The sequence below is a fragment of the Acidovorax sp. GW458-11-26-14-TSB4 genome (assembly GCF_059423865.1).
The window spans coordinates 196070-222369 of the sequence record NZ_JBWKYR010000006.1 but is presented as its reverse complement, the minus strand read 5'-3'; the positions used below and the strand labels follow the sequence as shown (position 1 = coordinate 222369).

29 protein-coding genes and 1 pseudogene are annotated in these 26300 nt (G+C 68.5%); 13 read left to right on the top strand and 17 right to left on the bottom strand.

Annotation, left to right across the window (positions count from 1 at the left end; genetic code table 11):
* The first annotated feature begins 164 nt into the window (after positions 1–164).
* On the top strand, positions 165–395 hold the full coding sequence (locus tag AC07X5_RS15315) for a hypothetical protein (protein WP_409958027.1): 231 nt from the start codon (positions 165–167) through the stop codon (positions 393–395).
* 22 nt (positions 396–417) lie between these two features.
* Here AC07X5_RS15315 and AC07X5_RS15310 read toward each other — a convergent pair whose 3' ends face one another.
* Entirely contained in the window at positions 418–1341 is a 924-nt protein-coding gene (locus AC07X5_RS15310) for a LysR family transcriptional regulator (protein ID WP_494770850.1), read from the bottom strand.
* Positions 1342–1456: 115 nt separating this feature from the next.
* Between AC07X5_RS15310 and AC07X5_RS15305 the strand changes: the two genes are divergently transcribed.
* The 5 genes from AC07X5_RS15305 to AC07X5_RS15285 all read left to right on the top strand — a co-directional run bounded on the left by AC07X5_RS15305 (position 1457) and on the right by AC07X5_RS15285 (position 4521).
* The gene (locus AC07X5_RS15305) at positions 1457–1849 is read left to right on the top strand and encodes a RidA family protein (protein WP_409958023.1); all 393 of its coding nucleotides are present in this window, start codon (positions 1457–1459) and stop codon (positions 1847–1849) included.
* A 116-nt stretch (positions 1850–1965) separates the two neighbouring features.
* Positions 1966–2523 (top strand): tetratricopeptide repeat protein, encoded by a 558-nt coding sequence (locus tag AC07X5_RS15300; protein WP_494770849.1) that lies wholly within the window; start codon positions 1966–1968, stop codon positions 2521–2523.
* Between the two features lie 444 nt (positions 2524–2967).
* Positions 2968–3936, top strand: coding sequence for a porin (locus AC07X5_RS15295; protein ID WP_409958019.1), 969 nt, complete (start codon positions 2968–2970; stop codon positions 3934–3936).
* Between the two features lie 119 nt (positions 3937–4055).
* Entirely contained in the window at positions 4056–4325 is a 270-nt protein-coding gene (locus AC07X5_RS15290; RefSeq protein WP_494770848.1) for a hypothetical protein, read from the top strand.
* 46 nt (positions 4326–4371) lie between these two features.
* Positions 4372–4521 (top strand): hypothetical protein, encoded by a 150-nt coding sequence (locus AC07X5_RS15285; protein ID WP_494770847.1) that lies wholly within the window; start codon positions 4372–4374, stop codon positions 4519–4521.
* A 23-nt stretch (positions 4522–4544) separates the two neighbouring features.
* Here AC07X5_RS15285 and AC07X5_RS15280 read toward each other — a convergent pair whose 3' ends face one another.
* A complete protein-coding gene (locus AC07X5_RS15280) occupies positions 4545–5495 on the bottom strand; it encodes a LysR family transcriptional regulator (RefSeq protein ID WP_494770846.1) in 951 nt (316 codons plus the stop codon).
* 129 nt (positions 5496–5624) lie between these two features.
* Here AC07X5_RS15280 and AC07X5_RS15275 point away from each other — a divergent pair, with 129 nt between their 5' ends.
* Complete coding sequence (locus AC07X5_RS15275; protein WP_494770845.1) at positions 5625–6212, top strand: NADPH-dependent FMN reductase; 588 nt, start codon at positions 5625–5627, stop codon at positions 6210–6212.
* Positions 6209–7066 carry a pirin family protein gene (locus AC07X5_RS15270; RefSeq protein WP_494770844.1) on the top strand — a complete coding sequence of 286 codons (858 nt, stop codon included), beginning with the start codon at positions 6209–6211 and terminating at the stop codon, positions 7064–7066. Before AC07X5_RS15275 ends, AC07X5_RS15270 begins: the two co-directional genes overlap by 4 nt.
* 1 nt (position 7067) lies before the next feature.
* Here the strand turns inward: AC07X5_RS15270 and AC07X5_RS15265 are convergent, their stop codons facing one another.
* Positions 7068–8297 carry an MFS transporter gene (locus AC07X5_RS15265; protein ID WP_494770843.1) on the bottom strand — a complete coding sequence of 410 codons (1230 nt, stop codon included), beginning with the start codon at positions 8295–8297 and terminating at the stop codon, positions 7068–7070.
* A 106-nt stretch (positions 8298–8403) separates the two neighbouring features.
* Here AC07X5_RS15265 and AC07X5_RS15260 point away from each other — a divergent pair, with 106 nt between their 5' ends.
* Positions 8404–9324, top strand: coding sequence for a LysR substrate-binding domain-containing protein (locus AC07X5_RS15260; RefSeq protein ID WP_494770842.1), 921 nt, complete (start codon positions 8404–8406; stop codon positions 9322–9324).
* Positions 9325–9327: 3 nt separating this feature from the next.
* On the opposite strand, the gene AC07X5_RS15255 is transcribed toward AC07X5_RS15260, so the two are convergent.
* From AC07X5_RS15255 to AC07X5_RS15240, 4 genes are all read right to left on the bottom strand, one after another.
* Entirely contained in the window at positions 9328–9855 is a 528-nt protein-coding gene (locus tag AC07X5_RS15255; protein WP_494770841.1) for a hypothetical protein, read from the bottom strand.
* Positions 9856–9868: 13 nt separating this feature from the next.
* Positions 9869–10693, bottom strand: a complete 825-nt coding sequence (locus AC07X5_RS15250) for a DUF899 domain-containing protein (RefSeq protein WP_494770840.1) — start codon at positions 10691–10693, stop codon at positions 9869–9871.
* Positions 10694–10823: 130 nt separating this feature from the next.
* On the bottom strand, positions 10824–11525 hold the full coding sequence (locus AC07X5_RS15245; RefSeq protein WP_494770839.1) for a Vgb family protein: 702 nt from the start codon (positions 11523–11525) through the stop codon (positions 10824–10826).
* A gap of 46 nt (positions 11526–11571) precedes the next feature.
* Entirely contained in the window at positions 11572–12840 is a 1269-nt protein-coding gene (locus AC07X5_RS15240) for a helix-turn-helix domain-containing protein (protein ID WP_494770838.1), read from the bottom strand.
* 89 nt (positions 12841–12929) lie between these two features.
* Between AC07X5_RS15240 and AC07X5_RS15235 the strand changes: the two genes are divergently transcribed.
* On the top strand, positions 12930–13406 hold the full coding sequence (locus AC07X5_RS15235) for a MarR family winged helix-turn-helix transcriptional regulator (RefSeq protein ID WP_409957997.1): 477 nt from the start codon (positions 12930–12932) through the stop codon (positions 13404–13406).
* A gap of 28 nt (positions 13407–13434) precedes the next feature.
* On the top strand, positions 13435–13836 hold the full coding sequence (locus tag AC07X5_RS15230) for a DUF1398 domain-containing protein (protein WP_409957995.1): 402 nt from the start codon (positions 13435–13437) through the stop codon (positions 13834–13836).
* 34 nt (positions 13837–13870) lie between these two features.
* Here the strand turns inward: AC07X5_RS15230 and AC07X5_RS15225 are convergent, their stop codons facing one another.
* The 4 genes and pseudogenes from AC07X5_RS15225 to AC07X5_RS15210 all read right to left on the bottom strand — a co-directional run bounded on the left by AC07X5_RS15225 (position 13871) and on the right by AC07X5_RS15210 (position 15752).
* On the bottom strand, positions 13871–14266 hold the full coding sequence (locus AC07X5_RS15225) for a VOC family protein (protein ID WP_409957993.1): 396 nt from the start codon (positions 14264–14266) through the stop codon (positions 13871–13873).
* A 38-nt stretch (positions 14267–14304) separates the two neighbouring features.
* Positions 14305–14883, bottom strand: a complete 579-nt coding sequence (locus AC07X5_RS15220; protein ID WP_494770837.1) for a helix-turn-helix transcriptional regulator — start codon at positions 14881–14883, stop codon at positions 14305–14307.
* Between the two features lie 276 nt (positions 14884–15159).
* Positions 15160–15297 (bottom strand): annotated as a pseudogene (locus AC07X5_RS15215) (HTH domain-containing protein); the annotation flags it as partial.
* A gap of 62 nt (positions 15298–15359) precedes the next feature.
* Positions 15360–15752, bottom strand: coding sequence for a hypothetical protein (locus AC07X5_RS15210; protein ID WP_494770836.1), 393 nt, complete (start codon positions 15750–15752; stop codon positions 15360–15362).
* Positions 15753–15945: 193 nt separating this feature from the next.
* Between AC07X5_RS15210 and AC07X5_RS15205 the strand changes: the two genes are divergently transcribed.
* Both AC07X5_RS15205 and AC07X5_RS15200 read left to right on the top strand, forming a co-directional pair.
* Entirely contained in the window at positions 15946–17001 is a 1056-nt protein-coding gene (locus tag AC07X5_RS15205) for a helix-turn-helix transcriptional regulator (protein WP_494770835.1), read from the top strand.
* A gap of 133 nt (positions 17002–17134) precedes the next feature.
* On the top strand, positions 17135–18751 hold the full coding sequence (locus AC07X5_RS15200; RefSeq protein WP_494770834.1) for a tannase/feruloyl esterase family alpha/beta hydrolase: 1617 nt from the start codon (positions 17135–17137) through the stop codon (positions 18749–18751).
* 12 nt (positions 18752–18763) lie between these two features.
* Here AC07X5_RS15200 and AC07X5_RS15195 read toward each other — a convergent pair whose 3' ends face one another.
* From AC07X5_RS15195 to AC07X5_RS15170, 6 genes are all read right to left on the bottom strand, one after another.
* Positions 18764–19870: a TonB-dependent siderophore receptor gene (locus AC07X5_RS15195; protein WP_494770833.1), complete on the bottom strand. Its 1107-nt coding sequence runs from the start codon at positions 19868–19870 to the stop codon at positions 18764–18766.
* 126 nt (positions 19871–19996) lie between these two features.
* Positions 19997–20545, bottom strand: coding sequence for a hypothetical protein (locus AC07X5_RS15190; RefSeq protein WP_494770832.1), 549 nt, complete (start codon positions 20543–20545; stop codon positions 19997–19999).
* A 491-nt stretch (positions 20546–21036) separates the two neighbouring features.
* Positions 21037–22236: a PepSY-associated TM helix domain-containing protein gene (locus tag AC07X5_RS15185; protein WP_494770831.1), complete on the bottom strand. Its 1200-nt coding sequence runs from the start codon at positions 22234–22236 to the stop codon at positions 21037–21039.
* Positions 22237–22307: 71 nt separating this feature from the next.
* Entirely contained in the window at positions 22308–24821 is a 2514-nt protein-coding gene (locus AC07X5_RS15180; RefSeq protein ID WP_494770830.1) for a TonB-dependent siderophore receptor, read from the bottom strand.
* Positions 24822–25025: 204 nt separating this feature from the next.
* Positions 25026–25409 (bottom strand): divalent-cation tolerance protein CutA, encoded by a 384-nt coding sequence (gene cutA, locus AC07X5_RS15175; RefSeq protein ID WP_409955851.1) that lies wholly within the window; start codon positions 25407–25409, stop codon positions 25026–25028.
* A 241-nt stretch (positions 25410–25650) separates the two neighbouring features.
* Entirely contained in the window at positions 25651–26217 is a 567-nt protein-coding gene (locus AC07X5_RS15170) for a fasciclin domain-containing protein (protein WP_494770829.1), read from the bottom strand.
* Positions 26218–26300 lie beyond the last annotated feature (83 nt).

Here is a 26300-nt window from a genome sequence, read left to right as displayed (position 1 = left end):
CCTTGCAGGAGCTTGGAACCTGTTCAAGATCTCCCGCCAGCGAAATTATTCCTGGGGTTACGCCCCAAATTCACGGAAGTAGGCCAAGATGGCTGCCAGTGGCTGGGAAATCCAGCCACGCAATGCGGACGCAGTTCTTCCATTGGCAACTGACGAGAGAATCCATGCCCCATTCGCCGCTTTCACTGGCCCGACAAAATGCCCTTCGACTGGAGCTGCCGTTCATTGCCGATCTTTTGCGGGCGAGGCGGGCCAGCGAAATCGCCGATGCAGCCATCGAAGACCTCGTCCACCTGTCATGGCTGGAATGGTTTGGGGGTCATCTCAATTTGACCCAGGTTGGAACCAACATCTGCCAGCAACAGCGCGCCGCAGGCACCGCGCGCAGCGGGTGAAGCTCCCTGCATCGGCAGTCGGTCAAGCCAGCGGCGATGGCGCCCGCTGGCGCGGCGCATGCACCGCCATCAGCTCCACGATCCAGTCGATGAACACGCGCAGCTGCTTGCTCACATAGCGGTTGGGCGGGTAGGCCACGTACATCGGCATGGCATCGATGCGCCAGTCGGTAAACAGCGGCACCAGCGCGCCGCTGGCGACATGCTGCCTGGCCATGTAGTGGGGCAGCCACAGCGCGCCCAGGCCTGACAGCCCGGCAGTGAGGTAGGCGTTGCCGTCGTCGATGGCGAGCGCGTAGCGCCCTCCGACCTTGGCCGTCTCGCGCCCCCTGCGCATGGCGTAAGGCAGGTCCCCATCCCAGCGGTAGCGCACGATGCGATGGCGTGGATCGCGCAGTTCCTCGGGGTGCGCGGGCGTGCCCGTTTGCGCCAGGTAGGCGGGCGCGGCGTACACGCCCAACTGCAGGTCACCCACATGGCGCGCAACGAGGCCCTGGTCCTTGATGGTGCCGCCGCGCACCACGCAGTCCACGTTGTCGCCGATCAGGTCGACCTTGCGGTCGCTGGCGCCCATGTCGAGCTGGATGTCGGGGTAGCGCGCGTAGAACGCTGGCAGCGCCGGCACCAGGAGGATGTTGGCCAGCGGGCTGGGCACGTCCACCCGCAGCAGGCCGCGCGGCACCGTGGGGGCGCCGGGCAGGTTGCCTTCGATGTCGTCGAGCTCGGCCAGCAGGCGCACCACGCGCTCGTAGTACACCGCGCCGTCGTTGGTGACGTTGACCCGGCGCGTCGTGCGGTGCAAAAGCTTGACTTGCACGCGTGCCTCCAGCTGCTGTACCTGCTGGGTCACTGTGGTGCGGCTCCAGCCCAGGTTGTCGGCCGCCTTGGTGAAGCTGCCCGACTCGACCACCCGCACAAAGGCCCGCATGCCGTCAAACCTGTCCACTGGGAGATCCTCCTGATTGTCCTCATTTTACAAACAGTGATGCAGGAGATGATCGCTTTATCCAAACAATACCCCGGACTACAGTCGCTCCATCAACCAACCCATGGAGCCCCCAATGAGCCAACGCAAGCCCGTTTTTCCCGCCGACCGCCATGACCTGTATGCCAACCACAGGTACTCGGCGGCCATCCAGTCCGGCGACCTGCTGTTCGTCTCCGGCCAGGTCGGCAGCCGCGGCGACGGATCGCCCGAGCCCGGCTTCGAGGCCCAGGTGCGGCTGGCCTTCGCCAACCTGCAGGCCACCCTCAAGGCCGGCGGCTGCACTCTGGACGACATTGTGGACGTGACCACCTTCCACACCGATCCGCAAAGCCAGTTCGAGACCATGATGGCGGTGAAGAACGAGATCTTCCCGAGCGCGCCCTACCCCAACTGGACGGCGGTCGGCGTCAACTGGCTGGCGGGGTTTGACTTCGAGATCAAGGTGATCGCCCGCATTCCCGGTTGAACAAACAGGTCGTTACGCGCAGCCCTGGCTTCAGGCCTTGCGCAAAGCCCCGGGGCGGGGCATGCTGGCGCGCCGCTGCACCGCAGCGGCACCAACAACCCAAGGGACGACACGCCATGACGACGACCACCCCGACCACGCGCACCCTGATGCCCCTGTCCGCCGCCGCGGCCCTGTTGATCCAGTTGGCCGCCACCACCGCCCAGGCGGCCGACCTGCCTCCGGTGCCACCGCCAGCACCCGCCCCCACCCGCCCCGCAAGCCAGCCGGCAGCGCAGGCGCCGGTGGCAGATCCGCTGGCCCAGGCGCGTTACCTCACCCGGTCGCTGCAATGGTCTGCAGCGCTTGACGAACTCAAGCGCGTCAACGCCACGGGCAGCGCCGACTGGCACAACCTCATGGGCTACACGCTGCGCCACGGCAAGGTGCCGGACCTGGTTGCGGCCGGCAAGCACTACGACCAAGCCCTGCGCATCGACCCGCGCCACCGCAACACACTGGAGTACTCGGGCGAGCTGTACCTGATGAAGGGCCAGCTCGGCAAGGCACAATCGCGCCTGGCCGCCCTGTCCGGCGAATGTGGCGCCACCGGCTGCCAGCAGCATGCGCAGCTGCAGGCTGCCATCGACCGCTACAAGGCAGCGGGCAACAAGTTCGTGCCGACGACTTGGTAGTCTGGGCAGGCTCGCCCACCAGCCGGCCGACAGGTGCTCCCGGCCAGGGGGAGCCGCACCCCACCTCTGCGCCGATTGCCCGGCCGGCGCAGCCACCGGCCTGCCCTGCCAAAGGCCATATCGGCGCAAGAACATATCGATGACGCCACCATGACGCGAAGACTCCACCAGCTTCGCGCGCCTGAGAAAGCCCTATCTTCGGCACATCCGGCCAAAAACTTCCGCTTTCTGTTGTTTTCAGCAACAAACCCTTTGGACCAGCGGTATTTACCCGCGTGGCGGCCCGCGCCCTGGCCCCATAGCATCCCCCTCCGTTGCGCTGTGCAACGCCACAACGCTGTAGGCACACCATTTGCTTATAGCGACGGTCGGAAAATGGGTACCCCCATCTCCGGCTTGTGACCATTTGTTATCAAACACAATTTGATGGAGGGATCTTTGCCCATGAAAACGATGAACCGCTGCGCTATTGCAGCATTGGCCCTGGTGGGTACTTCTGCCGCCCTGGCCCAGAGCAGCCTGACTTTGTACGGCCGCATCAACACCACGGTCGAGCACCAGAAGGACGGCGATGCATCCCGGACCGGCCTGTTCAACAACTCCTCCCGCTTCGGCTTCAAGGGCCAGGAAGACCTGGGCGGCGGGCTGAAGGCGGGCTTCCAGCTGGAAAGCGGCTTTGACTCCAGCACCGGCGCCACGGATTCGCGCGGTGTGTTCGCACGCCAGAGCGAGGTGAACCTCTCGGGCGGCTTCGGCATGGTGCGCCTGGGCAACTTCACGTCGGAGTCGTACTACGCCACGGCGGACTTCATCAGCAACCACAACCACGACACCGGCTCGTCGGCAGACGCACTGTACGCCTACCCTGCCCGCGACGTGAACAAGATCGCCTACCGCACCCCCAGCTTTGGCGGCGCCACGTTCGAAGCTGGCTGGGCCATGCACGAGAGGGTCAACGGCACGGGGGGCAAGAACAGCATCGACCTGGCGGCCAACTACGCCATCGGCGCACTGGGCCTGGGCGCCGGCTACTCCAAGCTCGATGACCAGAGCCAGTTTGCCGTGCGCGCCTCGTACTCGACCGGCCCGTTCGTGCTGGGCGCCTACGTGCAACGGGACAAGAACGCGTACATCGCCAACGGCGGCAACCGCACCAACGTGCGCCTGTCGGCGGCCTACATCGTGGACGTGTCCGAGTTTCACGTGAACGTGGGCCGCGCGGGCGACTACTCCCGCGTGAACGACAGCGCTGCCACCCAATACACGCTGGGCTACAACTACCACCTGAGCAAGCGCACCAAGATCTACACCTACTACACCCGCATCAACAACAACCGGGCCGCCAACTACGGCGTATCGGCCGCGGGCAACGACTTCAGCTCCTTTGCCATGGGGGTGCGCCACAACTTCTGATGGCATCGCACCTGCTGCTGCCCTGACTGGTGGGAGGGCAGAGACACAGCGCCATTGATCCCGCACTCCCCCGCGGAGTGCGGGTTTTTTTACGCCTGGGCGATGGCGGGCCGCCCCGCTTGCAGGCCGACGTCACCCAGTTTGCTCCCTTCGGCCGCGCTGGAATTCTGCGCACGGACCACTGCGCTTCAGCACACCCGACCGCCCCACCCATTGCCACAGACGCCAACTTGCCCGAGCTGATGGCGCGCGTCGCGCTGCAGGACCGCGCGGCCTTCAAATCCCTGTACCAGGCCACCTGCGGGAGTCTGTTTGCGGTGGCCTTGCGGACTTTGCGCAATGAGAACTGGGCAGACGACGTGCCGCAAAAGGCTTACGTGAACATCTGATCCACGCCACCGCAACGCGCTCGCGTACTCGGGCGAGCTGTACCTGATGAAGGGCCAGCTCGACAATGCACAGGCACGCCTGGTCACACTGGGCAGCGGATGTGGTGTCAGCGGCTGCCCGCAGCAGGCGCAGCTGCAGGAAGCAATCGAGCGCTACAAGGCGGCGCGCACCAGGTACGTGCCAACGGCCTGGTAACGGCTTGGTAAAGGCCTTGCGCTTCAGCACCGGCCTTCCGGCGTCTTCTCCAACTCACTGAGCTTGTCCACCACCAGCGCGATGAAGGCCGACACCGCCAACGGCAGGTGCCTGCGGCTGGGGTACAGCACGGTGAGCCCCTGGCCCTTGCGCTGGTACTGGGGCAGCACGGGCACGAGCACGCCGGCCTGTACATCGAGCCGGGACATGCCGGCAGGCAGCAGCGCAATGCCCAAGCCGGCCACGGCAGCGCGGCGCAGGGCCTGGGCGGTGTTGGCGCCGAAGCGGCCGGTGGTGTGCGGCACCTCGTGCACGGCACCATCGGGCCCCACCAGGCGCCACGCGCTGTTGCTGCCCGCGTGGCTGGCCACGATGGCGTCGTGTCCGGCCAGATCGGCCAGCGAGGTGGGCATGCCGCGTGCGGCCAGGTAGGCCGGGCTGGCCACCAGGCAGTCGCCCCGGGCCGCAAAGAGCTGGCGTCCCACGTAGCCCGAGTCGCCCACATCCCCGCCGCGAAACGCCACGTCAATGCGCTCGGCGATCAGGTCCGATCGGGCGTCGCTGAGCACGAAGTCGAGCCGCACACGCGGGTGCGCGGCCAGGAAGCCGGCGATCCATTCCATGGGAAAGAAGTCGAAGAAATCCGCCGGCACCGCCACGCGCACGGAGCCGGTGGGCTCGCCGCTGCCCAGGCGCAGCTCCTGCCCGGCCTCCTGCAGGCCGTCGACCGCGCCCGCGCAGCGCCCGTGGAAGGCTTCGCCCGCGCTGGTGAGGGTGAGCTTGCGCGTGGAGCGCTGCAAGAGCCGGGTGCCCAATTGCGTCTCCAGCTGCTGCACGCGCCGGCTCACCGTGTTGGGCGGCTGGCCCAGGCGGCGCGCAGCCTCGGCAAAGCTGCCGCTGCGCACCACCTGCACGAACAGGGCGATGTCGTTGAGGTCGAGCGCGGCTGAAGCGGTGGTCGTGTCCGATGCCATGAATTCACCATAAATATGGACGAGTGAAATCAAATTGTGCCATCTAGTCAATCAATGGGGTGCGCCCTAATCTTCATGGCATCGGGGCGCAGAGCGCCTTAAACGAACCCATCAGGAAGGAAAGCACCCATGACAATTTCGAAATTGCCCCATATCGGCATCGTGATCGGCTCCACGCGCGAGGGTCGCTTTGCCGACAAGCCCGCGCAGTGGTTCCACGGCATCGCTGGCGAGCGCACCGACCTCACGGCCGAGCTGGTGGACCTGCGCGACTACCCCATGCCCTTCTTCGACGAACCGCTGTCGCCCGCCTGGGCGCCGGTGAAGAACGAGGCTGCGCAGCGCTGGGCGGCCAAGCTGACCACGCTCGACGGCCTGGTGGTGATCACCGCCGAATACAACCACGGCCCCACGGCCGTGCTCAAGAATGCGTTCGACTATGCGTACAAGGAGTTCGCGCGCAAGCCCATCGGCTTTGTGGGCTATGGCGGCGTGGGTGCGGCGCGCGCCGTGGAGCAGCTGCGCCTGGTGGCCACGGAGGTACAGATGGCGCCCGTGCGCAATGCGGTGCACATCGGCATGGTGGAGTTTCTGGGCCTGTGGCGCGAGGGCAAGGCCTTTGCCGATTACCCGCACCTGGCCCAGTCGGCCAAGGGCCTGCTGGACGACATGGCCTGGTGGGCCAAGGCCCTCAAGACCGCCAGGGAGGCAGCATGAGCACCGCACTGGCCGAAGCACCCGTCACCAATGCAAGCCGTGCCATTGCCTACCGCACGCGCGGCAGCATGCACGGGCCCATCACCCGGCTGGTGAGCCCTGGGGATGTGGGCGAGTGGATCAAGCCCTTCGTGTTCCTGGACCTGTTCGCGTCGGACTCGCCCGATGCATTCCGCGGCTTCGGCATGCACCCGCATTCGGGCATTGCCACGCTGACCTACCTGATCGCGGGCGACTTGTCGTACGAAGACACCACCGGCAAAAGCGGCGAGCTACACGCCGGCAGCGTGGAATGGATGCGCGCGGGCAATGGCGTGTGGCACACCGGCGCGCCGGTGGGAAATGCACCGTCGCTGGGCTTTCAGCTGTGGGTGGCGTTGCCCCCTGCGCTGGAGAACGCGCCCGCGCTGAGCCAGTACCTGGCGGCAGACGAGGTGCCGCAGGCCGGCCCGGCGCGCGTGCTGCTGGGCAGCCACGGGGGCGCGACCAGCCCCATCGAGGCGCCCTCTCCCATGACCTACCTGGCGGTGCAACTGCGCGATGGCGAGCATTGGCGCTATGTGCCGCCCGCCGGCCACAGCGTGGCCTGGGTGGCGGTGGCGACGGGCGCGCTGGATGCGCCGGGCGGTGCCGTGGTTGCCGAAGAATTCGCCATGTTCGAGGAATCGGCAGGTGCCATCGACTTCACGGCCCGGGGCGATACGCACTTCGTGCTGGGTTCGGCCGTGAAGCACCCGCACGATCTGGTGATGGGCCGCTACTCGGTGCATACCAGCCAGGCCGCGCTGGCGCAGGGCGAGGCGGAGATCCGACGCATCGGTACGCAGCTGCGGCAAGAACGCCGGCTGGGTTAGCTCAAGCGCATTCGGCAACCGGCCGGGGCGCGGCCGCCGGGCTGCGCGCCGACCACACCACCAGGGCCAGCGCCAGGGCGGCCAGGCCGGCCCCCGCCAGCATCACGCTCTGGTAACCCAGGCCGCTGCTCAGCACGATGGCGCCCGCAGCCGCCCCGATGGCATTGCCCAGGTTGAAGGCGCCGATGTTGATCGACGACGCCAGACTGGGCGCCTCGGCCGCGGCGCGCATCACCTTCATCTGCACCGGGGGCACCAGCGCGAAGGCAGCCGTGCCCCAGACCACCAGGCCGATGGCCGCGCCCAGCTTGCTGGTCGCCAGCCACGGGAAGGCCACCATGCTGGCGGCCACCAGCAGCAGAAAGCCCACCAGGGTCTTGTCCACCGAGCGGTCCGCCAGCTTGCCGCCCACGGTGTTACCGACCGTGAAGCCCACGCCGACCAGGGCGAGCAGGCCCGTGATCTCGCCCGGCGTGGCGCCAGCGAAAGTCTTGAGCACGGGGTTGATGTAGGTGTACAGCGCGAACATCGCGGCCGAGCTGAGCACCGTGGTCAGCAGCCCGTAGACGACGACCGGCCGGCGCAGCACGCGCAGCTCGCCGCGGATGTCGATGGGCGCCTGCAGGGTCTGGCCGGGCGGCAGGGCCAGCCGCACCGCGGCCATGGCCAGCACGCCCAGCGTGGCGATCACCGCAAACGATGCGCGCCAGCCCAGGCTGTCGGACAGCCAGGTGGCCGCCGGCACGCCGCCGATGTTGGCCAGGGTGAGCCCCAGGAACATGGTGGCCACCGCACTCGCCTGCTTCTCGCGCGGCACCAGGCTGGCCGCCACCACGGCACCGATGCCGAAGAAGGCCCCGTGCGTGAGGCTGGTGACCACGCGCGCCACCATCAGGCTGGCATAGCCGGGCGCCATGGCCGACAGCAAATTGCCCAGCGTGAAGATGGCCATGAGCAGAACCAGTGCCCGGCGCCGCGGCCAGCGGCCGAGCAGCAGCGTCATGAACGGAGCGCCCAGGGTCACGCCGATGGCGTAGGCGGACACCAACAGGCCGGCAGAGGGGATGGACACCTCCACGCCCTTGGCGATGTCGAGCAGCATGCCCATGGGGCCGAACTCGGTGGTGCCGATGCCGAAGGCGCCGATGGAAAGCGCGGCCAGCGGCCAGGCGGAGGATGTGGGTGATGTGCCTGGCGTGGGCTCGGCGGCGGAGGATGGTTGGACGTGCATGGGTGTCTTGAGGTTTGCGGGTTTTCCCGTATGGGGCGATTGTGGGAAAGCAATCTTTTGCAGTAAAGTGGATAATCAAGAAAATACTTTTCGCAATTTCAGGAATATGAAGGCAACGCTCGAAGAGGTGGAGGTGTTCCTCGCGGTGGTGGACACGGGGTCGCTGACCTCGGCCGCCGAGCACCTGGGCCAGCCGGTGTCCACCACCAGCCGGCTGCTGGCCCGGCTGGAAGACAAGCTGCAGACCACCCTGCTGCAGCGCACGACGCGCCGCCTGCACCTCACGGACGAGGGCTGCGGCTATGCCAAGGACGCCCGGCGCATCCTGGAATCGGTGCGCATCGCCGAAGACCGGCTCATGGAGCGGCGCGGCCGCGCGTCCGGCCCCTTGCATGTGGACGCGGCCTCGCCCTTCATGCTGCATGTGCTGGCGCCGCTGATGCCGGGCTACCGCGCGCAGCACCCCGAGGTGGAGCTGGTGCTGCACAACAACGAAGGCTTCATCGACCTGCTGGAGCGCCGGGTGGACCTGGCCATCCGCATTGGCGAGCTCAAGGACTCCACCCTGCACAGCCGGCTGCTAGGGCACACCCGTGTGCGCCTGGTGGCCAGCCCGCGCTACCTCACCCGCCAGGGGGTGCCCGAGGACGCCGAGGCCCTGCGGCGGCACGAGACCATCGGCTTCACCCAGCCCGAGACCCTGAACGTCTGGCCCGTGTTGGCCGGCAACGGCGAGCCCTTGCACATCGATCCGACGCTGATGGCGTGCAATGGCGAGACGATCCGAGAACTGGCCATCAACGGCATGGGCATCGCCTGCCTGTCGGACTTCATGACCGCGCAAGACATTGCCGAGGGCCGGCTGGTGCAGGTGCTGCCCCAGGTGACCATTCTCAAGACCAAGCCGGTGAACGCCGTGTACTACAAGCAGTCGGCCGTGTCGGGCCGCATCGCCTCGATGGTGGGCTACCTGGCGGAGGCGATGCGGGCGCCCGAGGCGCTGTGGGCCGCAGAGCGCGGTCACTGACCCTCAGCGCCCGTGCATGGTCTCGCTGCAGATCGTGCGCAGACGGACTCTCGCGCCCCGGCGGGCCAGGCCCGCCACGGTGCCGGCCGCCGTCGCCACCGCCAGCATGGCTGCCAGGTGCGCAGCCATCGCGGCCAGCACATCCAGCAGCACGGGGCTGGCCGACAACGCAGCACCCTGCCCCGGTACCGGGCCGCCCAGGCACAAGGGCGCCAGCGCGGGCACCAGCACGAGCCCCGCACCGTGCAGGAGCGAGACGAGAAAGCAGCCCAGCGCCAGGCCGGCATGCCGTCGCCACCATGGCCGTGCCGCCAGCCCGATGAAGGCAAGGCACAGCGCCCAGGCCAGGGCATGCGGCAGCGCCAGCCCGCCCAGCGCGCCCGCCAGCACCCAGGCCACGGCGGCCGCATGCCCGGCCGCCAGGGGCAGCAGCATCTGCAAGGCATGGGCATGCACCCCGCGCGTGGCGGCGAGGCACCCATGCAGGGCGCCCATGCCCGCCATAGCAAGCCAGGGCCACAGTGCGTCCATGGCGACGCCCCCGTCAGGCCTTGGCGTGGCAGCAGCCGCCCGCCGTGGCTCCCGAAGCCTGTGCGGGTGCCGCCAGCGGCGATGGCGCGGGCTGGAAGGGTGCCGCGCCTTCGTAGCGGTCGTGGTGGCGCACCCAGTCCATGGTGTACTCGGGGTTGGGCTCGTTGCGGCCCACGGGGGTCAGGTCGATCAGGGGATAGGTGCCCATCATCACCTCCACCCCGCGGCCGTAGGTGGAGTAGGTGTGGAACACCTCGCTCACCTCGCCCGGCTCCTTGTAGAACACGCTGATGCCCGGCGCCTCTTCGGCCGGAAAGCGCTGCGCCGTGTAGTTGTAGGGCACCTCGCCACGCGCCACCTGCTCGGTGGTGAAGCTCACGCCATAGTCGTGGTTGAAGTCGCTGCCGAGAGACGACACCCACTGGAAGCGCCAGCCCATGCGCTGGCGAAAGCGCTCGATCTGATCGAGTGGCGCGCGGGACACCACCACCAGAGTGATGTCGCGATTCGCCAGGTGGATGTTCATGCCGTCGATGTGGTCGGCCATGTAGGAACAGCTGGGGCAGCCCTGCTCCCACCCGGGGCCGAACATGAAGTGCTGCACCAGCAACTGGCGCCGGCCGTCGAACAGCTGGGCCAGGGTGCGCGGGCCGGCGGTGGTGTCGAAGGTGTAGGGCTTGTCCACCCGCACCCAGGGCAGCGCGCGGCGCTCGGCGGCCAGTTGGTCCTGCTGGTGCGAGAGTTCTTTTTCTCGCGCCAGCAGAGCCTGGCGTGCGGCGAGCCAGTCGCTGCGCGGGACGATGGGGTGGTGCTTGGGGGTTGCGTGGGTAGCGGTCATGCGGTGCTCCTTGAAAGTGTTGTCGAACAGGGGCGCCCATGCGGCGGCTTCAACCGCCACCTGGGCAAGCGGATGGCGCACAGGGCGTTGGGTGGGGAGGAGATGGCGGGTGCTGGTCACCCGCAGGGCGTCAGGCCCGTGCCGTCTTGGGCCGGCGCACGGCGCGCACCTTGCCGGCTCCGCCGCCACCGGCATAGAACAGGTCGGCGCCATCGGATTCGAGCCCGCTCACGCCTGTGCCGGCGGGCATCTGCAGGCGCTCGATGACGGCGCCGCTTTGCGGGTCGATGCGGCGTATGTCGCTGGCGTCGCCCTCCCAGGTGCCGTGCCACAGCTCGCCATCGACCCAGGTCACGCCGGTCACGAAGGCGTTGGATTCGATGGTGCGGCGGATGGCGCCGGTGGCGGGGTCGATCTGGTGGATCTTGCGGTCGCGGTACTGGCCCACCCACAGGCTGCCCTCGGCCCAGGTGAGGCCCGAGTCGGCGCCCTTGCCGGGCGCGGGGATGGAGGCCACCACGGCGCCCGTGGCCGGGTCGATCTTGTCGATGCGCGACTCGGCGATCTGGTACAGGTGCGTGCCGTCGAAGGCCGTGCCCGCATCGCAGGGCAGGTTCAGCATGCGCGCGGTGGCGCCGTTGGCGGGGTCGAAGGCGACCAGGCCGGCATCGGTGGCAGCCCAGACGCGCTGGCCGTCGTGCGTGACGCCGTGCACGCGCTCCGATCCGTTGAAGGGGCCGTACTCGCGCACGATCTCGGCGAAGCGCGTCGGGACGCCGGCCGGTGCCAGCGGGGTGGTACTGCCGGGGTGGCAGTCGGTGTTGCAGGACATGAAGGACTCCTTTGGTGGGTGCCTTGTGGAGAGGCATGGGTCCACTCTAGTCAATCGGCAGCGCAGCGGGGAGTAACAAGATTGTCGTGAATCCGGCCAGGGGCGGGGCCAGCCAGCGCTGCGTGCGGCCCTGACCGATGGAGCGCACGCGGCCTTGCTGCTGCAGCTCGGCCAGCGCGCGCTGCACCGTGCGCTGGCTGTCGCCCAGCGCCAGGGCCAGGGCCGAGGTGGACCATGCGGCGCCATCGGCCAGCAGGGCCTGCAGCGAGGCCTGCTCGCCATCGATGGGCGGGGCCAGCACGGCCACCGCACGCCCGGCCAGCGGGCGCAGCGCAAAGCCGCGTGCCGTGGCCTCGATGCGCGCCCACGGCTTCATCAGCGCACGCAGACGGCCCAGTTCCACGCGCAGGCGGGCGCGGTGGGTCTCGTCGGGCTGGTGGGTGCGAAAGGTGGTGGCGATCAGCGCATCGCGCTCGGCATCACCGGGCCAGGACTGGGCCAGGGCACGCGCCAGCGCGAACAGGATGGGGCGGCGTGCAAGCGACAGCCAGGCGGGGGCCGCATCGCTCCCCTCCCCCACCGCCCCCGAGCCCAGCCGGTGCCGGCAGGCATCGAGCACCAGCATGTCCGAGGCCAGCAGCGCGGCCACTTCGTCCAGGCGCAGCGGCTGCTCCCGCGCGGGCCTGCCATCGCCCGGCAGCAGGCGCCGTGCCGCAGGCCGCTGCAATGCGGCCAGGGCCTCGGCGACCTCGGCCGCCAGCGCAGGCACACGGGCGCGCGCTGCGGCCCGTTGCGCTCCGAGCAATGCCTGTCGTGCGGCATCCACGCGCAAAGAGCGCTGCGCCAACTCGGCCAGGGTGAGGCCCGCCACGGCAGCCAGCGCGGGTGGCATGCCCTCTTCCTCCACGTTGACGGGTGCGAGCACTGCGCCGGCCTCCAAGAGCCGGCCCATCAGCAGCCACTGGCGTGCGGCGATGAGCCGGGCCTGCAGCGCGTTGGCGCGGTCGCCCCGCTCGGACAATGCATCAGCGGCAGCTACCAGCGCGTGCGGCGGGCCATTCAGGTCGCGCTGGGCCAGGGCGACCTCGGCCTCGGCTACCACGCAGCGGGCACGGGCCAGCACTTCGTGCACGCCAAAGCCCTTGGCCGCACGGCGCAGCAACTCGCGCGCCCGGGGGTGCTCGCCCAGTTGCGCCATGGCAATGCCGCACAGGGCCAGGGCCGGCGGGTCTTCGCGCAGGGCCACGCACTGCAGCGCGCCCAGCGCATCGCCTGAGGCAAGCGCACGGGCGGCGGCGGTGATGAGGGAATCCATGGGATGGCAGGCTACACGAGACCCGGACTTGCAATAAGTTTCCAAGGAAACTACACTGCCAATCCAGATAGTTTCCAAAGAAACAACATATGAAAAACACCAGGCAGCCCAGCCCCCTCGACGCCCATCTGGGCTACTGGATGCGCTTTGTCTCCAACCAGGTGTCGGCCGAGTTCCAGCAGGCGGTGGAGGCCTCGGGCGTGTCCGTCACCGACTGGGTGGCGCTGCGCACGCTGTTCGACGCAGAGGGTAGCGAGGAAAGCACCGCCACGCATGCCACGCTGACACAGGCCCTGGGGATGACCAAGGGTGCCGTCTCCAAGGTCGTGGCCCGGCTGGAGGCCAAGGGCCTGGTGGCACGCGCGGGCGCGCCGACGGACGCGCGCAGCCACACCCTGTCGCTCACACCCGCCGGCCGCGCCCTGGTGCCAGAGCTGGCCGCCAAGGCCGATGCCAACGACGAGAAGTTCTTCGGCCACCTGTCGGCGGCCGAACGCCAGCGCCTCGCGCGCCTGCTGCAGGAGATGGTGCGCCGGCACCAGTGGCAGGAAGTGCCGCGCAGCTGATCCCAAACCCCATCACGAAACCATGCCCATGAACGAAACCACCATCGCCACCATCGAACGCTGCGCCCAGGCCTCCAAGGACGGCACGGCCCATTTCGGCGCCATCGTGCAGGCCCTCATCGAGGCCGGCGTGGAGGCCTATTTCGCCGACTACCGCAGCAATGCCACCACCTACTACCTGCCCAGCGGGGAAACCCATCAGGTCCCCCTGCAACCGCCCGCCACGCCTATCGCTCAGGACTTTGGCGCGGCCCAGGTGCAAGCAGCCATCCGCGGTGCGCAGCGGGGCGAGGTGATGTACCCCGAGTTCCTGAAGCTCTCTCGTGCAGCCGGCTGCGTGGGTTACATGGTGTGGATCGCCGGGCGGCATGTGAGCTACTTCGGCCGCAGGGGCGAGGTGCATGTGGAGCGGTTCCCGGACACTCCCTGAGCGGAACCAGCCCGCTCACCCGCCCGCAAGGTGGTCACGCAGCCTGTGCAGGGGGTGCCACAGGCCTGGAAAACACATTCACCAGGCTGCCATCAGGATCGCGCAGCAGCGCCGAACGGTTGCCCCAGGGCATCACCGTGGCGGGCATGACGACCTCGGCGCGGCCCTCGTCGCGCATGCGCGCCAGGGTGCCATCCACATCGGCCACCTCGAACTCCAGGATCGCAGAGCGGTTCGACGCTGCCGTGGCGGCGCCCTGGTTGAACAGCTTTACGAGCCGCTCTTCGGAGATGGCCAGCGTGACGCCTTCCAGGCGCACCTCGGCAAAGCCATCGGCCAGGCGGGTGGCGGCGGTGCCAGACAGCAGGGAATAGAAAGAGAGCAGCGCTTCGAACTGCTGGGTGACGAGGCGGACGGATGCAAACTTCATGACAACAAGCTCCTGGGTTGGAAAAGAAAGGAGCGAGGTTATGGGGACATGTTGCCAAATTCTGGCAGTATCGTTCGGCCGCTGTCGCGTATACGCTGGTGCCAGGTCTTGAGCAATGCCTGGCGGCGCTGGGGATAGCGTGCGTCGAGCATCTCGGCCTCTGCGATCCGATCACAGCGGAAGTTGCGGAAATCGCCGCGCAGCTCGCACCAGGCCGACAGAACACGCGACTCCTCGAAGTACACCAGCGCGAACGGCCAGGTCACGCGCTCTGACTGGGCACCCTGGGGGTCGCGGTACACGATGCGCAGCTTGTGCTCGGCCCGGATGGCGGCACGCAAGCGGTCCTGCGCGACTGCCGTGGCGGGCGCAGGCCTGGTGCGCGCGCCCACCAGCACGGCAGAGGCTTCCAACTCCCGGCGCAAGGGGGCGGGCAGCACTGCACCGATCTTGGCCATGGCATCGCGGGCGCCACCGGCCAAGCCCACGTCGCCCCGGTCGGCCACCCAGCGCAGGCCCAGGGCCAGGGCCTCGATCTCTTCGGGCGTGAACATCAGCGGTGGCAGCATGTAGCCGGGCTGCATCACATAGCCCACGCCCGGCGCGCCCTCGATCATGGCGCCATAGTCCACTGAAACTGAGAAATCGGCTGTGCGCCGGGGTGGCAGCGGGATGCAGCGCAAGGGCGGGCTGCAGCCAAGGCTGGCCGCCTTGGCAAAGCCCGCAACGCGGCGATGCGCCCGCCGCCACCCCGGCCCGAAGGGTGAGGGCCTGGCAGGGCCGCACTCGTCGTTGCCGTGCTCGCCGGGTGTACAACCCGGCTGCGCCCGCCGCCTAGATTGCGGCCCTGCCAGGCCCTCACGCACAGCCGATTTCTCAGCTTCAGTGGACTAAGCCTGCAGGGTGGCGATATCGCGGTACAGCGTGCGCAGGCTGATGTCCAGGGCCGCGGCCAGCGCCTGGCCGCTCATGGGTCGGCTGTGGCGGCGCAGGACCTGCAGCAGGGCGAGAAGGCGTTCGGATCGGGACATGGGCCGATGGTAGCCAGCCCGGCGGGCCCAGCAGGGCGGGATACAGCTTCAGGCGCGTGGCCTCAGCTGAGCCCCTGCACAGACACCTGCTGAAAATCCGGCTCCCCCGCGATGAGCCTTCGGAAGAACACCAGGCACGGATCATCGCCCAGCATCCTCGCCTTGCCCAGCACCCGCTCCTTGAGCGAGCGGTGCTTGGTCAGCGACAGCACCCATTCGTGGTTGCCGTCCTCGCTCTCGTTGGCGGCGGCGCCGACCATGTAGGTGCGGCCCTCCCAGTTCACGTGCGCGTACCACCCCCAGTCTTCGGCGTCGGGGTCGGTCATGTCGAGCTGGGCCGGCACGCGCTCCCGCAGCCATTCGAGCAGCGAATGGCCCCGGATGGGGTTGATGGGGTTCTCGGGCTCCAGCGAGACGTCGAAGAGCCGGGTGTGGAAGTGGATGGCGGGTTCCATGGGCGAACTGATTGGCAATAGGACGGGCCAGGCACCAGTCCGATGACTGGGCCAGCCTACCACCAGGGCATGACCCCGCAAACCGGATTCTGGCCATGCCCCTCGACCTCTGCGGGGCGAATCTGCGTACCATGCGGCCTGCCAAAGAGCCGATCAAGCGAACGCAACGACAACCCAGGAGACAGTCGCCACCATGCCGGCCCACCCCACCACGACAACCCAGGTTTCGGGCAGCGCCGTGGCTGCCGCGCTGGCCTTCGCGCCCCTGCGCGCGCTGAGCGCCAGCCTGCTGCAGTTGGCCGCGCTGGCCCGCGCCGCACCGCCAGAGGCCATGCTGCTGCAGGCGCTGGAAATGATGCGCAGCACGCTGGTGGACTTCGACACCGCCTGGTGGGGCGAGGTGTCGGCCAGCCAGGGCGATGCGCCGCCGCGCAACTGGCTGCACGGCAGCATCGGCCTGGCCAAAAACTTTGCGGCGGAGTGGAATGCCCTGGCCATGGCCGACCTCTTCGCGCAGCAGTCCATGGACCAACTGGGCGTGGTGCTGCGCGAGAGCGCCGATGACCTGCCTGCCCTGCCGGGCATGGCGATACCGCCCGATATCGATGCCTTCTGCCGGCGCCACGGCCTGTACCACTGCATGGCGATCACCGTGGCCATGCCGCGCAGCGGGCTGATGTTCTTCGTGAGCCTGTACCGCGACCCGGGCCGGGCCAACTTCACGGACCAGGAGGCGGCGCTGTTCGGCGAGTTCGTGCCGCACCTGCTGGGCCACTGGCAGCACCGGCTGGAGCAGTTGCAGACCATGCCCGCAGCCGATGGCCCCTGGGACAGCCATGCACTGGCCGGCCCCGACGGCGCCCTGCTTTTCGTGGGCCTGCGCGTGGGGCAGGCGCTGCAGGCGGTCTACCCGAATTGGTCCGGCACGGCCCTGCCGGCGCCGCTGCTCGGCGCCCTGCCCTCTACGCTGCCGAGCAACCTGGTGCTAGGCAAACACTGCAAGCTGCGGCTTTCGGCCTGCGGGCCGCTGGTGGCGATCAGCCTGCCTTCGCCGCACGACGGCAAGCCGCCGCTGGCCCCGCGCGAGCTGAGCGCGGCCACGCTGTACGCGCATGGCCAGTCGTACAAGGATATCGCCACCACGCTGGGCCTGACACCGGCCACGGTGCGCACCTACCTGCGCAGCGCCTATGCGCAGTTGGGGGTGCGCAACAAGGTGGAGCTGGTGGCCGCGCTGCGCCGGCAGTAGCCTGGACGGCTGGCTGGGTGTTTTCCCTGTCCCTCTGCATTTGCAGAGGCTGTAGCGCGCCTGCCCGTCCCTATTGTTGCGCCCGGAGCCAAAAGGCTTCGCAAGACCCAAGCAACAACAGGAGACGCTTTCCATGTTTTCAACCTCACCGACCGCCGGCATGACCAGCGGCCGCCCGGCCCTGCTCGTAGCCACCCTGGCCGCCCTGGCACTCACCGCCTGCGGCGGCAGCGACAGCAGCGCCCCCGCTGCCAGCCAGCCGCTGGCCCAGGCCTGCCCCGGCTACCGCACGGCCACCCTGCCCCATGGCGCCAGCATCACCCGCACGGAGCTGCGCGCGGCCGAGGGCCTGCTGCCCGAGGTGTGCATCGTGCGCGGCGAGATCGTCTCCTCGCCCCAATCCACCATCCACTGGGCGGTGGAGCTGCCCGCAGGCACTGTGTGGAACGGCAAGACGCTGACGGTGGGCGGCGGCGCGTTCGACGGCTTCATCCCCACCGATGACCCGTGGTACCAGCACATCATCGGCGCATCGGCCCACACGTACGTGAAGATGAGTTCTGACTCGGGCCACCTGGCACCGGGCTTTGCCTGGGGCGCCAGCGACGTGGCGCTGCGCAACCATGCCTTCGACGCCAACCACTTCGTGCTGGAGGTGGGTACGGCCATTGCCGCCGACTTCTATGGCAAGTGGCCCACGCGCCGCTACCACATCGGTCATTCCAACGGCGGGCGCTCGGCCCTGGCCGCCACGCAGAACTACCCCAAGGACTATGACGGCGTGGTGGCCATGGAGCCGGCCATCAGCCAGCAAGCGCACCAGACCAACCTGGGGCCCACGCTGCTGCGCCATGTGTTCTCGAAACCCGAGAACTGGCTGAGCCCGGCCAAGATCGCCTTGTACGCCAAGGCCGAGACCGCGGCCTGCGACGCACTGGACGGCCTGGCGGACGGCATCATCGGCAACGTGGCCGCGTGCAACTACGTACCCACGGAGCTGCTGTGCAAGGGTGCGGACAGCGACAGCTGCCTGACGGCCGGACAGATCGAATCCATTCGCCTGATCTACGCGAACAAGGACGTGCCCGTGACACTGTCGCAGGGTGCGCGCGGCTACCCGGGCTTTGGCCGCGGCGGCGCGGCCACGTCCGACTGGGAGGCCTATGTGTTCGGCCCCAGCTTCGCGGCGCGCGACTCGTTCAACTACATGGCCGCGCTGGCTGCCGCGCGCCTGGTCGAAGGCAACCCGAGCGCCGACCTGCTGGCCCACGATCCCACGCGGTACCAGGCCCAGTACCTGCGCCTGGCCCACCAGATCGATGCGACCAACCCCGACCTCTCGGCCTTTGCCGACAACGGCGGCAAGCTGCTCATCTGGTACGGCATGGGCGATGCCTGCGTGTCGGTGTACCGCACGGCCGAGTACCTGGACAGCGTGCGCCAGCGCATGGGTGCCAGCAAGGTGCAAGGCTTTGCGCGCATGCTGACCTCGCCCTCCATCGGCCACAACCTCGATGGCCCGGGCACCGACCCGGTGAGCATCGACCTGCTGGCCGCCATGGACGCCTGGGTGGAGCGCGGCACCGCGCCCGACAGGCTGGTGGCCACCCGCTACGAACCCGCCGACCCGCGCGCCGGCAAGCAGACCCCGGTGCTGCAGCGCCCGGTGTGCGAGTACCCGAAGTTCCCGCGCTACGACGGCAAGGGCGACCCGGCCAAGGCGGAGAGCTTCAGCTGCTCTGCCGTGTGATACCGGCGGCGGTCAGTAGCTCACGCGCAACGTCACGCTGGCATTGCGCGGCTCGCCGAAGAAGTTGCTGCGGCCCGTGGTGTACACACGCTGCCAGTAGACCTTGTCGGTCAGGTTGTTGATGTTGAGCGCCACGCTCCAGCGCGGCAGGTACAGGTAGTCGGTGGCCTGGTCGTTGCGGTAGCCGCTCCAGTGGAGCTTGGCGCGCCAGTCGTCGTTGAAGCGGTGGGTCAGCTCGGCGTAGAGGTATTTCTCGTCCTGCTCGGAGCGGCTGCAGTCGGCGCCCAGCCAGGTGGAGCGCGGCACGTCGAGCAGCGCGCCGGTGGTGTACGAAGGCAGGCCGCCGGTGAGCCAGCCATCGACCTTTTGCGCATGCGAGCCGACCAGCAGGCTGGTGGTGGGCGCGAGCTTGCAGTCGAGCGAGCCGGCAATCGCATAGCGGTCGCGCTGCGCGCCGCTCTGGTAGGTGCCGCCCTCCTGCTTGGCGGCCGAGAGGCGGCCCAGGATGGTGCCGGATTGGTTGAGCGGGCCGGTCACGTCGACCTCGGCCCCCTTGGTGGACCACGAGCCCAGCTGCACCGCCCCGCGCGCCTGGAAAGTGTCCTGCGGGCGCTTGCGCACCAGGTTGACGGCGCCGCCCGAGCTGGAGACGCCGCTGAACAGCGCCGAGGGGCCGCGCAGCAGTTCCACGCGGTCGAACAGCACGGAGTCCCACGCGGCGGCGGTGCCGGGGGCAGGCACACCGTCGATCATGTAGTTGTTGATGGCAAACCCGCGCGACGAGTACGACGCCGACTCGCTGTCGAAACGCTCGGAGACGTAGCCGACCGTCTGCTCCAGCACTTCTTCCACATTGCGCATGTTCTGGTCGTCCATGCGCTGCTGGGTGACCACGCTGATGGACTGGGGGATCTCCTTCAAGTCCGCCGCGGCCTTACCCACCGTGGCCTGGGTGCTGTTGTAGCGCTCGGTGCCTTCGGTGCTGGTGCGGTTCTGCTGGGCACGCACGGTGACCGGTGGCAGGTTGGTGGTGTTGCCACCGGCGGGGGCCTCTGCGGTTTGCGCGCGGGCGGCCGTGGCAGCCATGCCCGCCGTGAGGGCCACCACGGCCAGAGCCAAGCTGGCGGCGATACGACACGGGCCGTAACGACCATCATTTCATTCCATAACACAATGAATGCTTATCATTCCCATGGAGATGGACATCTGTACTGGCAAACGAGCCTGGTAGCCGGCGGGCTGCCGTCAGTTGCCATCGCCGCCCGGCTTGGGGGGCGCTGCATCAGGCGCTTCACCGGGCCGGGACTGAGATTTCGCCTGTGCTGCCGCACTGGCCATGGCCCGCTTGTTGCGCAGCCGGGGCACATGCACCTGGGGCGGCATGCCGTTGATGTGGTTGATGTCCAGCAGCAGGTTGACCGCGCTCGAATCACCCTCGCTGGGGTCCGGCACGTAGGCGCTGTGGCTACCGTTGCGGGCATGCAGGCTGTGGTGCACCACATGCACGACCATGTGGATCTGCATCACCCGCTCGCCGAGGCGAGGCAGCAGCCGCAGGCGCGCCTCACGGTCCAGCGCCAGGCCCATGGTGCCGGGCCGGTTGATGAGGTCGGTGCGCACATCGCGCCAGTTGGCACCGTTGTCCACCGAGTATTGCCAGATGCCGGCCCGTGCATCCAGCCGCGCGATGACGATGCCGGCGGCCGCCGCATGCTGGGGACTGCTTTCGGCCAATATTTGCGCAATGCTGTTGCCGCCGACACCTGTGCCGGCGGCGGCCTGCCCCCCCGACATAGCGTTCTCGTCCCCCTGCCCGCCTGAACCCATGTTGCCAGCACCTCTTTGTCTGGAGCGGCTCACCAAACTCTTTTCGCTTCTTTGCTGCGTCTGGCCGCACTGCCGGTGGTGCATTCGGCACAGCGCCTGGGCAGAAACGCCTGGTTGAGTTTGTCAGCCGCTCTTTATTGGAATCGCGGAAATGGCGCGTATCTCCGGGCCGTGCCCGCGCGCGCCTTTCCATGCATGGATGGCGGCGCGCCGTTACGCTCTCTCCCCTCTGTCGCCCTATAGGCTCACCGGTAAATGACCAGTCGCCTGTAAGCCATTTTTCCGCCACCGTGTAGGAAAAAGCCTACAACAACATGCCGCGTAAGCTAAGAGAAATTTGACAGACGGATACGTTTTCGCCGCACTGTTGTAATAACAACCTCCCGGCAGCCGCCCGGGGGAAAGGTTGGGCCTATAAGCAGTTGGGCAGGAAGCCGGTTAGGGCCTGCTCCCTTCCATCACCGCGCCGCCACGGCGCCGGCCGTCGAGGTCGTTCGCGCCGTCCTTCTTCCCCACCAGATCACCACCCCGGTCACACTGAGCACGGCCACGGCCAGGCCCAGCGCGGTGACCAGGATGCGCCCCGGCACGCCCGCGATGCGGCCCGAGTGCAGGGGGAACTGCAGGCGCATGAACAGATCGCCGGCCGTGCCCTCGCCCGGCACGCGCTGGCCGGCCAGGGCGCCGGTGGCACCATCGAAGTACAGGCGCGGCGGGCCCAGGCCGGGGCGGCTGGTGCCGGGCACGTAGAAGTCCACGCCATAGAGGTCGAAGGCCGGGCGGTAGGTGAGAAAGCCCGGCGGATCGGGCCAGGCGCGGCGCAGGCCTTCGGCACGGGCGCGCTCTACGATGTCGGCCCGGCCGACCAGGGGTGGCGCCACCTGCTCGGCGGGCGAGCGGCGCGGGCGCTCGTCGAAGGGGCTCGGGCTGGTGCGCGAGAAGACGTTGACCACGGGCTCCATGACCTCGTCATGCAGGTTCATGGCCACCGAGGTGACGGCCAGCACGAGCATGAGCACCCAGGTCCACACGCCGCCCGAGCGGTGCAGGTCGAAATTGACGGTGCGCGCGCCGCGCGACCAGCGGAAGGCCAATGATTTGCGCCAGGCACGCCAGCGCGGAAAGGCCAGCCACAGCGCGATGAAGCAGTCCACCACCCAGAGCATGGCCACCGCGCCCAGGAACCATACGGCCCAGTCCACCCCCCAGGCGCGCGGCAGGAACAGGGTGTGGTGCAGCTTGTACAGGAAGGGCACGAGGTCCAGTCGCGCCAGCGAGGCCTGGCCCCAGGTGCGCGTGCCCTGCACCTCGGCCGTGGCGGGGTGCACGGCCATCTGGTCGAAGCCCAGCACATGGGGCCGGCCGGTGGCAGGGTCCATGCGCGGCACCACCATCATCACCAGGGTCTGGCCGGGTGCCGCCGCCAGCGGCATGTAGCTGACCTGCAAGGCGGGGTGCGCCGTCTCCACACGGCGCGCGACCTCGGTGGCGGGCAGCAGCGGCGCATCCGTCGGCACCGCGTAGTGGAAGCCCGGGTTGAGCCAGCGGTCGAGCTCGTGCTCCCACGCGATCACGGAGCCCGTGAGCCCGGCCACGGCGAGGAACACGGCCATGAACAGGCCGGCCCAGCGGTGCAGGAGTACCAACAGCTTGCGCATGGCCTGCTTACCTGCACACGCCCATGATGCAGCAGTACTTCACAGCGAAGGCTGCGCCGTCACCACAACCGTCAGAACCGGTATGCAGCGGCGACCTTCACTTCGCGCCCAAAGCCCAGCGCGCAGAACTCCGCCCCGCCGCGGAAGGTGTTGCACTGCGTGCGGTAGCGCTTGTCGCCGAGGTTGGTCACGTTGAGCGACAGGCGCCAGGCGCCTATGTCGTAGGCGGCCATGGCGTCGAACAGGGTGTAGCCGTCGTTGGTGGGAATGGGGCCGGTGGCGACGCGCAGCTCGCCCACCGTGGCGCTGATGTGGCGCACGCCCAGGCCCAGCTCCAGCGGGCCGCGCTGGTACTTGCCCCAGAGCGATGCCACATGCTCGGGCGTGGCGCCAGGGCGCTCGCCCACTTCGAGTGCATTGTTGCTGCGCGTGACCTTGGCGTTGAGGTAGGTGTAGGCGCCGATGACCGAGAATCCCCCGCCCACCTCGCCCGTGCCCTGCACCTCCAGCCCGCGGCTGCGCACCTCGCCGGTCTGTACGTCAAAGCGCGGGTTGATGGTGGACGGCGTGCGCACATTGCGCTTGCGCAGGTCGAACACGGCGGCGCTCAGCGTGTAGCCGGCGCCCTGCGGTGCGTAGCGCAGGCCCACCTCGGCCTGTTTGGCGGTTTCGGGCTCGTACGGTGTACCGTTGGCGTCCACGGCCGTCACGGTGGTCAGCGGCGGCTGGAAGGCGGTGTTGAAGCTCACGTAGGGCGCCAGGCCGTTGGATGCCAGGTAGATGGCGCCCGCACGGCCCGTGAAGGCGTTGTCGCGCCGGTCCACGAGGGTGGTGGCAAAAGGCGTGTCGCCGGTCAGGCGCGCATCGTACTTGGTGTCGATGCGGGCCGTGTCGTAGCGGCCGCCCAGGCTCACAACCCAGCGCTCACCCAGCTTGATCTGGTCCTGCAGGTACAGGCCCACCTGGGTGTTGCGCGCCAGGGCCCGGTCGCTCAGGAAGTTGTTGCCCCAGTCGGGCTGCACGTACACGGGGTTAACCAGGTCGATGGGCGCCACCGCGCCGTTGAGCGAGTGGATGCGCCAGTCGAGCTTGGAGTGGTAGTAGTCGATGCCGGCCAACAGCTGGTGCGAGACGTCACCGGTCTTGAGGCGCGCCTCCACATGGGTGTCGATCACCAGGGTCTTCTCCGCGTCGGGTCGCACCATGGCCAGGCGCACCATGCTGCGTTGGTCGGCCATGAGACCGCGGTTGCGCATCTCCAGGCGGTGGTTGCTGCCGTCAAGGTAGCGCAGGTTGTGGCGCAGGCTCAGGCTGTCGCTGAACGAATGCTCCAGCAGGTAGCCGAGCGACCAGGCCTCCTTGTGGTGGCCCGAGCCCGGGCCATTGACGTTGATGGTCTCGCTGGCCGGGCCGGTGGGCGTATTGCGGTAGTAGGGAATGATGTAGCCAGTGTCATCCTGCTGGTGGTGCGCCAGCAGCGTGAGCGTGGTGCGGTCGCCCTGCAGGGTGATGGCGGGGGCCACGTAGGTGCGGTCGTTGCGCAGCTCGTCCCACTGGGTGCCGGCCTCGCGCTTGAGCACGGTGAGGCGGCCGAGCACGGTGCCCTGCTCGTTGAAGGCGCCGCCGATGTCGGCCGTCACCTGGCGCCGGTCATAGCTGCCCAGCTCCAGCCCCACTTCGCGCTGCAATCCGGCGCGCGGGCGCTTGGTCACGGCGTTGACCAGGCCGCCCGGTGCTGACTGGCCGTAGAGCACCGAGGCCGGGCCGTGCACCACCTCCAGCCGCTCCAATCCATAGGGCTCCAGGTTGGTCATGAAGCCGTTGTGGATGAGGCGCATGCCGTCGCGGTACAGGCCGGTGCCGGTGAGGTAGAAGCCGCGGATGGAGACATCGTCGTCGGTGATACCGTAGTCCGCCGGGCGCACGCCCGCGCTGTAGCGCACGGCCTCGGCCACGCTCGATATGGCCTGGTCGCGGATCTGCGCGGCGCCGATGGTGGAGACCTGCTGCGGCGTTTCGAGCACGGGCACGTCCATCTTGGTGGCGCTGGCGCCGCGCGTGGCGCGGTAGCCTTCCACCGGGCCCCAGGCGGCCTCGCGCTCGGCGGTCACGCGCACGGTGGGCATCTCGGTGTCTGTGGACGACGTGCGGCCCACCGCGGATGCTGGCGCAGGCGCGCCTCGGCGCAGCGTGTAGCCGCCGCCGCTGCGGGGCACGGCTTCAAGCCCGCTGCCCTCCAGCAGGCGCGCAAAGCCCTCTTCCACCGCCGCCACGCTGCCCTGCAGGCCGGGGCTGCGCAGGCCTTCGGTGAGCGCCGGCTCGAACGACAGCGTGACGCCCGCCGCGCCGGCATAGCGCGAGAGCGTGGGGCCCAGTGCGCCGGCCGGGATGTCGTAGCTGCGCGGTGCCTGGGCGGTGGTGCTGCCCGCGGCAGCGGACTGCGCCCAGGCGGCCGGCGCCGTTGTTGTTGCCGCCGCGGCGATGGCAATGCCCACGCACAGTACCTGCGCGGCATGGGCCAGCGGGGTGGTACGGATGCTCAGCGGCTTGCTGCTGCGCAGCAGGTGGTCGTCAACGGGCGCCATGCGCGTCCTCCTCGGGTTCGTTCGGCTAGGGTTGGAATTGCGGGCGCTGGGGTTGAACTTCAGCGCCTTCCAGACCATGCCGAACGGTTCCCGAAAAAGGGACACGCCTTCTTGACGATATTCTGTGATTTCTTCTTTCAGGGCATGCAGGGACGCATGCGCTGCGCCGCCCCGCCGGTGCGGCATGGGGGCGGGCGTACGTCGTCAGGCCACGGCCATCGCGGGTTCCTGGCGCTGGGGGGCTGGCGCCAGTTGCTCGTCCACCCAGCAGCCGTATTCGGCCGATGCCTGCACTGGCTGCACCACCAGTTGGGGCAGCGTGTAGGGGTGCTGCTTTCTGAGCAAGGCCATCAGCGCGGGCATGGCGCTGTGCGCGGTCTTGCAGGCCACGCGCAGCTCGCGGCATTCCTCCAGGGCACCTTCCCAGTGGAAGTAGGCCGTGATGGGCTCCACCTGCACACAGGCGGCCAGGCGCGCGTGCAGCACCGCATGCGCGAGCCGCTTGGCCTCGGCTTCGGTGGCGACCGTGGTCGTGACCATGAGGATTTCGCGGGGGGCGGCCGCGGCGGTGCCTGGATCGGTCGTCATCATCAACATGCTTGTCTCCCGTGGGGCGCTGTGATGGAGCTGGGTCGGGCAGTCTGCCACAGGCAAGCGTCCAGGTCCAGTAGGCAGCCCCGCGCCGGGGGACAAGACAGGTGCGGCATGCCCTGGCTGGGAGCGGAGGCCGCAAGGCCCCCCTCGCGCAGCAGGCGCAGGCGCAGGCGCCAGACGGAATGGCCGCGAACCTATCGCGTCAACAGCCACACCGCCCCCAGGCCGGCGCCGATCACTTGGGGAGCAGGACCTTGTCCACCACGTGGATCACGCCGTTGGACTGGTACACGTCGGCAATCGTCACATTCGCCGTGCCGCCCTTTTCGTCGGTGAGCATGATGGTCTTGCCGCTGGCCTTGGCACTGAGTGTGCCGCCGGCTACCGTCTTGATGCTGGCCATGCCCTTGCCATCGGCAATCATCTTGGACAAGGCCGCAGCATCCCATTTGCCCGCCACCACGTGGTAGGTGAGCACAGTGGTCAGCGTGGCCTTGTTCTCGGGCTTGAGCAAGTTGTCCACGGTGCCGGCGGGCAGTGCCGCAAAGGCTGCGTTGGTCGGCGCGAACACGGTGAACGGGCCCGGGCCCTTGAGCGTATCGACCAGGCCCGCGGCCTTGACCGCGGCCACCAGCGTGGTGTGGTCCTTGGAGTTCACGGCGTTGTCGATGATGTCCTTGCTGGGCAGCATGGGAGCGCCACCCACCATGACGTCAGCGGCCATGGAGGGGACGGCCGCGGCAGCAAGAGCTGCGGCCAGGCCGATGGAAGCGAAGCGGGCATTGAAACGGATGGCGGTCATGAGAATCTCCTGAAGTCGATTGATGGACTGACTGTCTTTACCGCATGAGAAATGCCACGCGGCTGTCAATCAATACGGCGCTT